This window comes from Bacillus sp. MT(2024) (assembly GCF_036362845.1).
Taxonomy (GTDB): domain Bacteria; phylum Bacillota; class Bacilli; order Bacillales; family Bacillaceae; genus Bacillus; species Bacillus velezensis.
The window spans coordinates 1,397,364-1,413,092 of sequence record NZ_CP143632.1; the positions used below are offsets into that span (position 1 = coordinate 1,397,364).

A 15,729-nucleotide genomic window follows, 5' to 3' on the forward strand; every position below is an offset into this window, starting at 1 on the left:
TAAAGGGGATGAAGATTTTTATGAAAGAAGCCCGTCATATTAGAAAAAAAGTACTTTCTGACATAGAAAGCGGCAACATTTCTTTGGAAGAAGGAGTAAAGCGGATACAGCAGCTTGGTTTTCATTCCGCAGGGGTTAACGGACAGGCGATATATTATCAGACGGTCTGGCAGCGGACAGATCTCAGCATTCATGTAAAAGGCGGCCGGCGTGAGGGCAGCCTTTTATTATTTGATAAAAATGAAGATGTGAGTAAAGAACTTGCTGCATTGCATGATACAAGGGTTATTTTGGTTAAGCCGGGGAAAGAGTTTCGAAAAACCGGGGACGGTGTATTTGAAATCGACCCCCGCTCTGAAAAAGATTACATAGACCTGTTAGGATGGCTTATAGAAGAAGAAAAGTCAGATATACGGGAAGCGGTGCATTTATGGTCAGACATGCCGTTTGAAAAAACAGAGAGAGCGATTCGTGAACAATGCGACAGCGGAGTCTATTCTTTGTTTTTATTACAACAGGCGCTCTTCAAAAATAACTGCCGCAAACCGATCAAGCTGTTATATGGATATTTTTCGCATCTTTCCGGAGAACAGCCTCTTTACGCGGCGGCAAGCGGATTTTTGCGGACATTGCAGCTGGAAAATCCGTTAATCTCAGCAAAAAGCATTGAAATGGAACAGTCAATTGCAGCCGTTCACGCAGCTGATATCATACGCAATGAGCTGAGTGATTTCCAGCCTTCAGATGTAGAGATCCGTTATAAAGACATGCAGCGTTATGTCAAACAGCTCAAAACGTATGAACCCGAAAAAAATTCCGGAAGCGGAGATGTGCCGCTGAGAGAAAATGGAGTATATATTATCGCGGGCGGCGCGGGCGGATTAGGATTTACCTTTGCAGAATATTTGGCTTTTCAAACAAAATGCTGCCTTGTTTTAACAGGAAGATCTCCGCTTTCAGACCATATAAGAAAACAGCTGAGGCGATTGGAGGATGCCGGTTCTTCAGCTGTTTATGTTCAGGCTGATATTACCAATAAGGAAGAAGCCGAATATGTAGTCAAAAAAGCCAAAACTTCTTATGGAAAAGTAAACGGGGTCATTCAGGGCGCGGGAATCATCCGTGACTCTTTCCTTCTTAACAAGTCACGAGAGGAATTCGATCAGGTAATCAGACCGAAAGTATTGGGTACGATGTGGCTGAATGATGCTGTTGAGAAAGAAAATCCTGACTTTTTCATTTGCTTCTCCTCTACTTCCGCAGTGTTGGGAAATGTCGGGCAATCTGATTACGCGTTTGGAAACAGCTATATGGATCATTTCATGAATATGCGTTCTGCCCAGCATTCTGATACGATTTCTCTCTCTCTGAACTGGCCGCTGTGGAAAGAAGTCGGCATGCAAGTGGATGAGCGCACGGTAGAGACAATGAAAAAGGCGGGTTTTTATCCTTTAGAAAAAGAAGAAGGTAAAAAAGCGTTTGCAGTCGCAATGTCCTCCGGTTTTTCGCAATTTACTGTATTTTACGGAGATGAGCAAATTGACAACCATGTTACTCAATTATATGAACGAAAAGACAGCATTCAGGCAGATGAAGGAAAAGGGAGAAATATCGAATCATTTGATTCAGAGAAACTGACAGCTGAAACATCTGATTTTATCATAAAAATAATTGCTGCAGAATTCAGGATGCCTGCGGACAAAATAGATGCAGAAGAGGCATTGGAAAAATACGGACTTGATTCCGTTATGATTATCAATATGACGAATGAGCTTGAAAAACATTTCGGCGCGCTCTCAAAAACGCTGTTATTCGAATATCAGACTGCGGCAGAATTGTCACAGTATTTCGTTGAGGAGCACAGGGATACTCTTCTTCATAAACTCCGGTTAGGAGAAAACGGGAGCGGCACCCCATCTCAGAAGAAAAAAGATAATAAACAGACAGCCGATGTTAACGGGAAACAGAAAATCCAGATGAAAAATCAGGTGCAGCAGGAGAAGTATCATGACAATGATATCGCTATTATCGGTATCAGCGGACGTTACCCGATGGCAAATGATCTTGATACTCTGTGGGAAAACTTATTGAACGGTAAAGACTGTATAACTGAGATACCTGAGGATCGGTGGGATTCGGGGCTGCACTATCAGCCTGCGGCGGGCGACGAAGTAAAAAACCAAAGCAAATGGGGGGGATTTATTGACGATGTGTATCATTTTGATCCGTTGTTCTTTAATATTTCTCCTGCCGAAGCTGAATTAATTGATCCGCAGGAGAGACTGTTTTTAGAGACGGTTTGGCACACCATAGAAGATGCCGGGTACGCAAAGAAAACGCTTGAAAGAAAAAACGTCGGTGTTTTTGCAGGGGTTATGTACGGCCAATATCAGCTGTACAGCGTTGGTCACGAAGCGGCCGTTTCTTCCTCATATGCATCAATCGCAAACCGGGTATCCTACTTCTTTAATTTCAGCGGGCCAAGTATTGCTTTGGACACGATGTGTTCCTCATCATTAACGGCTGTTCATTTTGCCTGTGAAAGTTTAATCAGGAATGAATGTGAAATTGCAATTGCAGGAGGCGTCAATTTATCCATTCATCCTCATAAATATGAACTCCTGACTCAAGGCGGATTTTTATCCAGTGATGGCCGGTGCAGAAGCTTCGGTTCAGGAGGAGACGGCTATGTGCCGGGAGAAGGGACAGGTGCCGTGTTGCTGAAACCTGTAAAAAAGGCTATTGCCGACGGTGATCAGATTTATTCAGTTATTAAGGCAACAGCGATCAACCACGGTGCTAAGACGAATGGATATACCGTGCCGAATCCAAAAGCTCAAAGTGAGGTCATTGCGAGAGCCTTAAAAAAAGGATGTATTGATCCAAAAAGCATCAGCTATATAGAAGCTCACGGAACAGGCACCGCGTTAGGAGATCCGATTGAAATCACCGGTCTGACCAAAGCATTTTCAGGTGCCGAACGCGATAAGAAGACATGCGCGATCGGATCGGTTAAATCAAATATCGGACATCTTGAGGCTGCTGCAGGCATAGCGGGCATTACGAAAGTTATTCTTCAAATGAAACATAAAACGATTGTTCCGTCACTGACTCATTCTGCTGAATTGAATGAAAATATACCGTTTCAAAAAACACCTTTTTATGTACCGGGCAGTGCAGAAAAATGGGAGTCATCCGTTCCCAGGCGTGCCGGAATCAGTTCTTTCGGGGCAGGAGGAGCTAATGCCCATGTTATTTTAGAAGAATTTACGGATGAGGCTTTCTCTTCTCTCCCGGCTGAAGAACCTGAACAGCTTTTATTTGTTTTTTCTGCAAAAAATGCCGACAGGCTGGCAGAATATGCAAAACGCGCAAAAGAACATATAGCAGCCAGAGATTATCCATTAGAAACACTTAGAAATACAGCATTTACTTTACAAACCGGCAGAGAAGAAATGCCGCACAGATTGGCTGTTATCGCCTCCACAAGAGATGAATTGCTTAAAGGGCTGACAGACTATACTCTCGGAAACGCGAGGGATCATATTTTTACAAGCGGCAAAGACACAACAGAAGCTCAAAGGATGAACAAAGCTGAGATTGAAGAAGCAGCCGCAAACAGGGATCTTGTGAAGATTGCTGAATACTGGGTTGGCGGTAACGGAGTAGATTGGCCGTCACTTTATAAAGATGTCACTTTGAGACGGGTATCAGCACCCGGATATCCATTTGCCAAAGAGCTATGCAGAATAGATGCGCAAAATACGGGAAGCCGCCGGATGAACATTAATAACGATCTGCATCCTTACATTTCATGCAATATATCTGATTTTAAAGCACAGAAGTTTCTTATCAATGTAAGCAATACCGATTTGTATATAAAAACAAAGTATCAAGACAAGGAAATGTTTCCGTTTCTCAGCCAGATTGAAATGGCGAGGGCTGCCGGAGCGATGGCTTCAGGAAATCCGGTTATTAAATTAACTGAGCTCTCCTTTAGAGAACCGATATTACAAAGCGAAAGCAATGAGCAGATCCGGATTGTATTAACCCCGGATAATCAGGGTGCATCGTATTCTATAGAAAAACAGAGCGACTCATCCATTTATTCCTCAGGGCGGATCGAATTAGAAGACGGGGCGTACGAGAACGGAAATATTCATCTTGAGCCGTTTCTGTCTCAGCGTGCAGACCGGATACCGTACGAAGCGTTTTATCAGCGGCTTGCCGAATTCGGATACAGCTGCAGTGACAGTCTGAAAGCGGCAGAGCACTGCGTCAGCAGGAACGGACAGATGCTTTTAAAGATAAAAGCAAAGGCCGGGCCGAAAGGGTGCATAATCAAACCGGAAGTGATTGAGAGCGCATATCAAGCCGTCATATACCTTGCGGGGGAAAATGCCGGAGAGACCCCGGAAAATATTAAAGAATGTACGATTTTTGATCATGAGACTGAACCCGTTTATGTATATGCAGAACAAACTGAAGAAAGCGATTCGGCTTATGATGTGTATGTATTAGACAATGCCGGCGGGATTTTGATGGAATTGAGCGGGCTGGTTTTTGGCGAAAAGCCTAATAAAAATGTACGTTTTTATGAGCATAAGTGGGATCAAAAAAACCCTCTGATTGAAATGAAAGATAGGGAGCCAAAAACAATTCTGGTTTTTGCAAAAGATGAAGCATTGGCTGGAGCTCTGAAAAATCAATCAGACAGCCGTGTCATTCTCGTCACGCCGGATCAGCGGCAGACCGATCAAAATCTGCTGACATTCTGTATAAACCCGGAAGTGACGTCAGATTATATTCGTTTATTCGAAGAATTGGAGAAAAAGGGGTTTTCTCCTGATGTCATCTTGCACACGGGAGAAACATTTTACGCGGGTGACCGCCTTCTCAGCGGCCTGGAATCAATTTTTTATTTATTAAAAGCCCTGAGCGCCCGCAGTGACGCCTCTCTTTATCTTCATTCTTTGCTTCTTGTTCACTCTTTTAAAGAAGGCGTGAATGATCCGTATACGGGCGCTCTTGCAGGCTGTTTAAAAACGGCAAATATGTTGGTGCCATCCGCAGAGAATGTGAAGTCAATCGGTTTTTCAGAACGTATATCAATTGAAAAAATGGCTGAATTTTGTCTTAACGAAATGGTTTCAGGCGTGGAACGGCAGGCGGAAGAAGTTAAATATATAAATGACAAGAGGTATGTTAAGACATTAAAGGAGTATGTATTCAATCATACAGAGCACTCTCATCAGCTGAAACAGAAAGGGATTTACCTCATAACGGGCGGTTTGGGCGGTCTGGGCCTGATTTTTGCAAAATATTTAGCCTCTCAGTATCAAGCAAAATTAGTATTGACGGGAAGATCACCGTTAACAGCTGATAAACGACATAACATTGACCGGCTGCAGGCGCTTGGAGGAGACGCGGTATATTATCAAGCTGATGCCGCAGATCAAAAGACGATGGGATGGGTCATAGAAGAAACGAAACGGACTTGGGGCTCCCTTCAAGGCGTTATTCATTCAGCTGGTCATGCCGATGATCGGTTATTTACAGAGATGAATCTGACTGATTTTACGGAAGGCATGACTGCTAAAATTGAAGGAACGGTATGCTTAGATGAATTAACGAAAGATGAGCCGCTTGATTTCTTTATCGTATTTTCTTCTATTTCTTCGGTCTTCGGAGATTTTGGACAGGTTAACTATGCGTTGGGCAATTATTTTCAAGATCAATATATAAATTGGAGATCCGAACAGAGCCGCCGGCAAGAGAGACAAGGCAAGAGCATTTCGATTAACTGGCCGTTGTGGCGTAAAGGCGGAATGCATTTAAACAAAGAAGCTGAAGACGCATATCTTTCCGCATCCGGGTTTGATTATTTGGAAACGGAAGAAGGGATAGCGGCTTTTGAGACAATTTTGGCAAGTGACTGTCCGCAAATTTCGGTTGTTACCGGGGATGCCGGAACAACACCAGCAAAAAAAGATCTGCCGTATCAAAAAGTAAATACGCTTCCGGTTCGTCAAGAGGAAAGTTCTTATACAGGACCGGATTCTGCAGACAATGTCCTTGAAGAACTGAAGCAAATGGTGTCGGAATTATTGAAAATTAACATTGAACAGCTGGATACGGCAGAGAATTTCGGCAATCTCGGCTTTGATTCTATCAGTTTGAAAACATTAGCTGTCAGACTGAATAAAAAATACAAGCTTAAGCTGACACCTGCCGTTTTCTTTACTTACAGCCATATAAAGTCTCTTTCAGAATTTCTAAGCAGTGAACTGCGTACTGTTGCAAAAGGGAATACAGATGCAGAAAAAAACATTTCTGAAAAAAGGAAAGTGCACGCCGGGAAAACCGCAGGGAAAACCGTGAAGCCGCCGCGAAGTTTTCCGTTTGAAAAAAAGACAGCAAGACAGGCTGACCATCATCCGGAGAAGCAGCCGGTTGCCATTATCGGGATGAGTTGTGTTTTTCCGGGAGCAAAAAATGCAGATGAGTTTTGGATCAATTTAATCAATGAAAAAGATTCGATTCAGGAAATTCCCCCGGATCGATGGGATTGGAAAAAATACGCCGAAGGCAAAGGAAGCAGCGAAGTACATTCGAAATGGGGCGGATTTATCACAGATGCCGATAAATTTGATGAGGCGTTTTTCAATATTAATCCGCGGGAAGCAGAACTCATGGATCCTCAGCACAGAATTTATTTGCAGGAAACCTGGAAAGCGATAGAAGATGCGGGTTACAAAGCTTCAAAGCTGTCCGGCAAACATATCGGGGTGTTTACGGGCATTCAATTTAATGATTACCGCCAGCTGCTGATGAGGCATTCGGACGGGGCGCATGCGTTTGCGGGAACCGGAAACAGCCAGGCGCTCATCAGCAATCGTGTATCCCACTATTTTAATTTCAGAGGTCCGAGTGAGTCCATTGATACAGCCTGCTCAAGCAGTCTTGTAGCAATCCACAGAGCTGTGCGCTCGATTCAAAATGGTGAAAGTGAGCTGGCGGTAGCAGGCGGGGTTTCGCTGCTTTTAGATCCAGTCACGCATATGTATACCGATAAACTCGGTATTTTGTCTAGGGACGGCCGGTGTAAGACGTTTGATAAACTTGCCGACGGTTATGTCCGCGGTGAAGGTGCAGCTGTTCTGTTATTGAAACCATTGCAAGCGGCAATGAATGACAGAGACAATATTTACGGAGTCCTGAGAGGAACCGGAGAAAATCACGGAGGAAGATCTGCTTCATTGACCGCTCCGAACCCGGAAGCTCAGGCAGAACTGTTAACGTCTGTTTATAAAAATGCCGATATTCCTGTTGATACGATATCTTATATTGAAGCACACGGAACCGGAACAGAACTGGGAGATCCGATTGAGATTGAAGGCTTGAAAAAAGCGTTTGGATCTTTTGAGCCGCATCCAGGAAAGAATCATGACCAATATTGCGGCATCGGTTCAGTAAAAACGAATATCGGTCATTTAGAGCCCGCCTCTGGAATGCCGGGGCTGATTAAAGTATTACTATCCATGAAGTATAAAACATTGCCTGCCACACTTCATGTCAAGGAACTGAACCCTTACATTCAATTAAGCGGAACACCGTTTCATATTGTCAATAAAACTATGAAGTGGGCCAGATTAAAAGATCGAAAAGGAAATGAAATTCCGCGCCGTGCCGGAGTCAGTTCCTTTGGATTCGGCGGGGCAAATGCTCATGTCATCGTGGAAGAATTTGAATACGGACAAGATAAAGCAGTAACTGCCGAGCGGGATCAAATCATTGTTCTATCGGCCAAAACAAAGGAAAGGCTGATGGTTAAAGCCAAAGAGTTAACAGCGTTTTTACATGAAGAACTATCAGTTCAATTCAGTCAGCAAGAGGTGCAGGAACGTGATGTGCAAGAGGCGGTTCGGGAAGCGGCAGCGGGTATCCTGCGTTTAGATACCGCAAATATAGATGCAAAGACACCTCTTTCGGAATTCGGATTTGATCCGTTGGCTTATTCCGAATTAATCTCTTTTATAAACCAAATGTACGGCACAGAAATATCACTAGACATATTTCAGGAATTAATGACCCTGAGCGAGCTGTGCCGCTATATCAGCAGCGTGCGGAATCGATCAGCTGATAAACCGTATAACGGCAATTTTAGAGAAAAGTCCGGAATCGGTCTTGAAGAAATAGCATATACGCTGCAAACCGGAAGGGAACCATTTGAATGCCGCCTTGCGATCACTTGCTCGAATATCGGAGATCTTCTTGAAAAATTAAACGGTTACATTCAGGGGAGCAGGCTGCAAGGTGTTTATGAAGGAAATGTAACGGATTTTGATAGTCTGTACGCTCCTTTATTCGGCGGCCCCGAAGGTCATGCATATGTTCAATCACTGATTCAGCAAAACAAGCCGGCCAAACTGGCTCAGTTGTGGACGATCGGTTGTGAAATCAGCTGGGAAGACTTGTATGAGGAGGAACTCAAACCGGTTAAACTGTCTCTTCCTCTTTATCCTTTCAGCAAGAACAGACATTGGATTCATTTAAATAAAGATGAAGCGCAGAAGGCTGAGGCTTTCTCGAACACTGAGCTTCACAACTCAAATAAAGATACAGCAGATGGAGAAATCATGTCGCTTCTTGAAAAAGCACAAACAGGTGAGATGAATACGAAAGAGACGTCAGAGCTGATAGAGGAGTTGCTTTTCCATGAATGAAAAAACGATGCAAATTGAGCAAATCGTGAAAAAGGTGAAAGAAGGCAGCCTGACGCGTGAAGAAGGGCTGGAATTAATTAAGAGCTTGGGGAAAACCCATCTATATGAAATGGTATGGGATAGACATGAATTTAAAGGCAGTGAAAAATTCCCGCATACGAAAGAGCCAATTTTATTTTTTTGCAAAGACGACAGCATGTATACCGTAATGAAGAGACAGCTTGAAGGTTATGAGGCGCCTTTCATTTACGTGACTTCCGGCGAGCGTTTCGAAGATTGCCGGAACGGTCGTTTTAAAATGAACTTTGCAAAAGATGAGGATTATGATGCGCTATGCGGGGTTCTGCGTTCTCAAAATATAAGACCCCGCCATATTATTCATTTTTTAGCTGCCGGGCTCTTCAAAAATACAGAAGATGCAATGAGAAAGCAGCTCAATAAAAGTCTGTTTTCCTTGTTTCAAATGTTTCAGGCCTTCATGGCGAACAAACTTTGTCCGAAAGCAGAAATTTTGTATCTGTATGAAAATGCCGAGGGCGAGGTTCAGCCCATTTATAACGCGGTTGAAAGTTTTCTTAAGACCGTACAGGCCGAAAACCCGAATTTCACATGTAAGGCTGCAGAGCTGAAATCAATGTTTGACGAGCCGTTTACAAAGCAGCATATTGCAGATGTCATCTCTTTTGAATGGAACAATCAATGCAAGACGGACCACTTTACCTGTTATGAGCCGAGGCATTATTATAAAAGGCAGCTTAAAAGAGTAAAAAAAGAAGATGGGGAGAAACATAGTTTCAGTGTAAAAAAGAACGGTGTGTATTTAATTACGGGAGGAGCCGGCGGTCTCGGGTATCTGTTTGCGGAATATCTGGCGAAACAGGCAGAAGTCAAGCTGGTATTAACCGGGCGTTCCCCGGCATCCCGTGAAACGGCGCAAAAATTGAGCGCTCTTGAAAATCTCGGCGCTGAAGCCTTATATGTCCCGGCAGATATTTCAAAGGAAAAAGAGGCGGACGCGTTAATTAAGCACATTAAGCAGACATTCGGAGAATTAAACGGAATTTTGCACAGTGCCGGACTTGTTAAGGATGCATTTATCATAAAAAAAGCGAAAGAAAGCATAGAAGAAGTTATAGCGCCTAAAGTATTCGGAACCGTTTGGCTGGATAAAGCAGCTGAAGAAGAGCCTCTTGATTTCTTCGTTATGTTTTCATCCCTTTCGGCCGTTCTGCCTAATGCGGGTCAGAGCGACTACGCCTTCGCTAACGGATGTATGGACGGATTCACCCAGTATCGAAGCATGAAAGGACGTCCCGGGAAAACACTCTCTATTAATTGGCCTTTATGGGATGCGGGGAATATGACAGTTGGTCCGGCAGAGCTGCAGGCTTTAAGACACACGGGGCTGGAACTTTTATCTGCCCAAGCAGGGCTTGCCGCTTTTCAGGACAGTATGAGCCGTTCTGCTTCTCAGCTGGCTGTTATCAGCGGAGACAAAGATAGAATAAGTGAATTACTTTCAACTGACCATAAAAAGATAGAGACTGTGCCTGAAAACAACAGTCTGCCGCAATTAAATGAAAAAGATCTGAAAAAGCAAACGGTCCGTCTATTGACAGAGATTGTCGGTGCGGAAACGGGAAGACCGGCGGACAGCATTTTACCCGAGGATACATTTGACCGTTACGGAATTGATTCTCTAACGATTTTAGGTCTTAACTCCCGTCTGGAAAAGTATTTTGGAAGAGTGTCTAAGACTCTTTTCTTTGAATACAGCAGTGTTGAAGAGCTGTCAGAGTATTTTCTTGAACACTATCAACATGAGTTGAAGAAGGCGTTTTTACCGGCAGCCGAACAGCGAATTGATCATTCGGCGCCGGCGAAACGGGAGAAGCTTTCCGTTTCCCGCATACCATCCGCACCTTCCGAGGAAGATATTGCAATTATCGGTATAGCCGGCCGCTACCCGATGGCGAAGGATGTGGAACAGTTTTGGGAAAATATTTCTTCCGGAAAAGATTGTATAACGGAAATACCGAAAGAGCGCTGGGATTTTCGGAAATATTATCACACAGGTGACAATGCCCGTCATGACAGCAAATGGGGAGGTTTTATAAAAGACGCTGATAAATTCGATCCGCTGTTCTTCTCAATTTCGCCTCGTGATGCCGAGTTAATTGATCCTCAGGAACGGTTATTTTTAGAGACAGCATGGCACACGTTTGAAAATGCGGGTTACACAAAGAAAAAGTTGAAACGGCATAAGACAGGGGTATTTGTCGGCGTCACCTACAGCCACTATCAGTTATTTGCAGCCGGTGCTTCAGATGATGAGGGGCGTCAGGCGCTCTTGTCTTCTTATTCGTCTATCGCAAACCGGGTGTCATATTTCTTTGACCTGCGCGGACCCAGCCTTGCAATTGATACAATGTGTTCTTCTTCACTTTCTGCTGTTCATTTTGCATGTGAAAGTATAAAAAGGGGAGAATCCACCCTCGCCATAGCCGGAGGAGTGAATTTATCCTTACACCCGGATAAATATACTTTACTTTCTCAAAATCATTTTGTTTCAAGCGATGGGCGCTGCAGAAGCTTTGGAGCGGGAGGAGACGGATATGTGCCGGGAGAAGGAGTCGGGGCCGTTCTTTTGAAATCGCTTTCTGCCGCAAAGGCTGACGGGGACAGGATTTACGGTGTGATTAAGGGAACATCTGTAAATCACGGCGGAAAAACAAACGGATACACTGTGCCAAATCCGGGCGAGCAGGCAAACGTCATCAGTGAAACTCTTGATAAGGCGGGGATTGATGCAGACAGCATAAGTTATATTGAAGCGCATGGCACCGGGACATCTTTGGGAGACCCGATTGAAATTTCAGGTTTAACCAAAGCTTTGCACAGCTCGAAAAGCGATTATCGTTGTGCAATTGGTTCGGTTAAGTCAAATATCGGACACCTAGAGGCCGCGGCGGGAATTGCTTCTATCACAAAAGTGCTGATGCAAATGAAGTATAAACAACTTGCTCCTTCTCTTCATTCCGATAACTTAAATCCTAATATTGATTTTGAGGAAACACCGTTTTACGTGCAGTCTGAACTGACTGATTGGAAGACGCCGCAAAATCAAGCCAGAAGGTCGGGCATCAGTTCGTTCGGCGCTGGAGGATCTAATGCCCACATTATCATCGAAGAGTATAAGAATGAAGAAAAGATGGAAACGGTACAGAGCAACAAGACGCAAATTATTCTGCTTTCTGCCAAAAATGAAGAACGGCTCAGACTCTTGATTGATGCATATATAAAAGAACTGGAGCCAAAAACGTCACTAGCTGATGCCGCGTACACCTCGCAGACCGGGAGAAACGCTATGGAAGAGCGGCTCGCTGTTGAGGTTAGCAGCATTGACGATCTTCGCAATAAGCTGACGACGTATTTGCGGTCAGATCATAAGTTAAACGGTTTATATAGGGGAAAGGCCCGCCGAGGCTCTGGTCAAAAGGATGCCCTGTCAGCCGCTCACTTTGAAAATGCAAGAGAAATGGCCATTCACTGGGTGAACGGAGGAGACGTTGAATGGGAAGAGATGTACACTGCGGAATTACCGAAGCTTATCTCTCTTCCTGCATATCCTTTTGAACGGAACAGATATTGGGTGCCTGCCGCAAAAGCAGCACAGAAACAGAAAAAAACAGGTGTACCGCAGAGTCTGCCCCATGCACCGACTGACTTATCATTTGATGTATTAAAAAAATCGTGGAAAAAACAAAAGGCTGCGCCTTCCGCTTTTACGAAAGGACAGGTGATGATCCTGGCTAATAGTGAAAGTGAGCGGCTTGCATTCGAATTGTTTGATTCAGATCCTCTGATTGAATCCGCTGTCATTTGCGCAGATAACTGGGATCAATCGGATGGGGAAGCCAAAAAAACGGCTCTAGCAGTCATAGAAGAAAATCCGGAAATCATCGGCATGATTGACCTGTCAGATTTGCGGAGTGATCAAAACGGGGCACGCACCGGCACAATCGGGAAGCTGACACTGCTGCAGGAAATCATAAAGACACGTAAACAGCTTTTCGTTTTACATGTGACAAGAGGGCTGCAGACATTTCTGAATGACAAGCCGTCGTTAGCCGGAGCCGAAACAGCCGGACTATATAAAATGCTGAGCGCGGAGTATCAAAAGATAAAATCAAAAACAATAGATGTAGACGGGCATGTCGGGACTGCGGCGGAACTGAGACAGGTAATCACAGATGAAGCTTGCGCTGACGGGCTGTATAGTGAAATCTGCTACCGGAACGGTGAACGTTATATTCCATACGTCGAGAAATTACATGCAGCGGAAATAAACCGGAAACTATCCGGTCTGCCGGTCTGCCGTACGGATCAAACCTTGGTTATTACAGGGGGAACAAGAGGGATCGGGGCAGAACTTGCCAGACATTATGCCGGCAAGGGAGTCAAAAAACTTGTGCTGATGGGAGTAACCGACCTTCCGGAATCTGATAAAATAGCCGGCATGTTAGAAGACACCGATGAAAAGTCACCTCTTTATTCGAAATTACAACTGCTGCATGAGTTGGATCAAAAGGGAGTTCAGGTGGAAGTGTATTCCGGGCCGCTCACGGAAAAAGAAAAATTACATCGCTTCTTTTCAGAGGTGAGAATGAAGTTCGGCAAAATCGGCGGGGTGATTCATTGCGCTGGTGCAGCCAATCATTCGAATCCGGCTTTTATTCATAAATCTGATAAAGAAATAAGAGAAGTATTTGAGCCAAAGGTGCAGGGGATGCAGGTACTTCATGACATTTTTATTGATGACGAACTTGATTTCTTCATTTTGTTTTCATCTGTTGCGAGCGCTTTTCCTTTATTAGGCGCCGGAACAAGTGACTATGCCGCGGCGAACGCTTTTATGGATTACTTTGCGGCGTATCAGCATGCAGCCGGCAGAACATATTATCAATCCATTAACTGGCCGAGCTGGAAGGACATTGGAATGGGCGAGGTGACAAGTCCATCATATCAGGCACTCGGTTTACTTTCACACTCAACAGAAACAGGTATTTCCATGCTGGATGAAATCAGGACGATAAACGGATATCCATGCCTTATACCGGCAAAGACACATCCGGAGAAATTCAAGCTGCAGCAGCTGCTTCAGACAAGAATTCAAGCTGCTAAAAATAACCCGGATGCTGAGGAAAAAGTGATCTCTGGTCATGGAGACAATGAAGCTATGATCAGGAAGTTAATGGAGATTTTTTCCGCAGAGCTGAAAATACCTTACGGGAAATTAGATCAGGATACGTCTTTTGCGGATTACGGAGTTGATTCAATCTTACTGGTTCAGCTTGTCAAAAAAGCGGAAGATGCATTTCAAATAAAAATTGAACCTTCGGCTTTTCTGGAGTATCCGAGTTTTTCACAACTGGGCGCCTATTTGAACGAGTTATTTGCAAGTGAGGGGATCAGTCCTCAAATTAATTCAGAAAACATTGAGGGTCGGAAAAAAGAGCAACATATAAATCAAAATGCTTCCGAAGTACGGGACAGCGGATCTCAAATGCAACAAACCAGTCTGAACCAAATCGCTATTATCGGAATGGGCTGTGAGTTTCCGGATGCTCCGGACACAGAAACGTTCTGGAGAAATTTGAAGAAAGGACAAAATAGTGTCCGTGAAGTCCCGGCGTCGCGATGGGATATTTCTTCATACTACTCTGACACCTATGAAAAAGGAAAAAGTATCAGTAAGTGGGGCGGATTTCTTCAAGATATTGAGTCTTTCGATCCCGCGTTTTTTAATATGAACAAAAGTGAAGCATCAGAGCTTGATCCGTTAATCAAAAAATGCCTTGAGGTCAGCGTCCAGACATTGAGAGACGGCGGCTATACAAAAGAAGAAGTATCAAACAAAGAAGTCGGCGTTTTCATCGGTTCGCGGACCGGGACGTTTATGTCCAAAATAGGTTCACCTTCAAAAAATACGATCGTGGGTATAGGACAAAATTTCATAGGCGCGCATATCTCACATTTTTTTAATCTGAAAGGACCGAATCTGGTTGTAGACACGGCATGTTCTTCCTCATTGGTCAGCGTCCATCTCGCTTGTCAAAGCCTGATGTCAAAAGAGTCAGATATGGCGATTGCGGGCGGGGTTGACATTTTGCTGGATCAAAAGCCTTACGTCATGCTGAGTGAGGCTCGGGCGCTTTCACCTGAAGGAAAATGTCATACATTTGATGAAAAGGCAGATGGATTTGTACCGGGAGAAGGATGCGGCGCAGTCCTTTTGAAAAGACTTGATGACGCCCTTGCCGAAGGTGACAGAATTTACGCGGTAATTGACTCATCCGCGGTTAATAATGACGGACAGACAATGGGAATGACAACACCTAATCCGAAAGCGCAAAGCGCAGTGATAAAAAAAGCCCTGAAAAAAGGCGGAATTGATGCAGATACTCTCAGTTATGTCGAAACGCATGGCACCGGGACGATGATAGGAGATCCGATTGAATTAAAAGCGCTGACTGAAGTGTTCCGGGAGGTTACGGAAGAAACGCAATTTTGCGGAGTAGGCAGCGTAAAAACGAATTTCGGACATTTAATGAGCGCAGCGGGGATAGCGAGTATTATAAAGGTTGCCTTATCCATAAAAAATCAGATGCTCCCGCCGACATTACATTGTAAAACGCCAAATCCGCGTTTTAAATTTGATCAGTCGCCATTCTTTCCGAACACGTCTTTAAAAGAATGGCGTCCCAGAAAAGGGGTTTTGAGAGCCGGAATCAGTTCTTTTGGATTCGGGGGCACGAACGCACATATGATATTGAGCGACAGCCATCTCACGTTAGGATATGGTGAGACAAAAAGACACCCGCTTTCTCCGGTTATATTCAATAAGGAACAATGCTGGATCGACAATGGAGAAACTCCAGAAAAGGAAGAGTCAGAATTGCTGATTCCTTTACTTGATTTCAAAGAATTATAAAGAAAAGAA

The 15,729-nt window shown here is 44.2% G+C and carries 2 protein-coding genes; both read left to right on the forward strand.

All coding sequences use genetic code 11. The features are described from left to right. Positions 1-20 precede the first annotated feature (20 nt). On the forward strand, positions 21-8,726 hold the full coding sequence (locus tag VP472_RS07215) for a type I polyketide synthase (RefSeq protein ID WP_146276693.1): 8,706 nt from the start codon (positions 21-23) through the stop codon (positions 8,724-8,726). Then, a complete protein-coding gene (locus VP472_RS07220; RefSeq protein WP_146276695.1) occupies positions 8,719-15,720 on the forward strand; it encodes an SDR family NAD(P)-dependent oxidoreductase in 7,002 nt (2,333 codons plus the stop codon). The genes VP472_RS07215 and VP472_RS07220 overlap by 8 nt, the downstream gene beginning before the upstream one ends. The last annotated feature ends 9 nt before the right edge of the window (positions 15,721-15,729 follow it).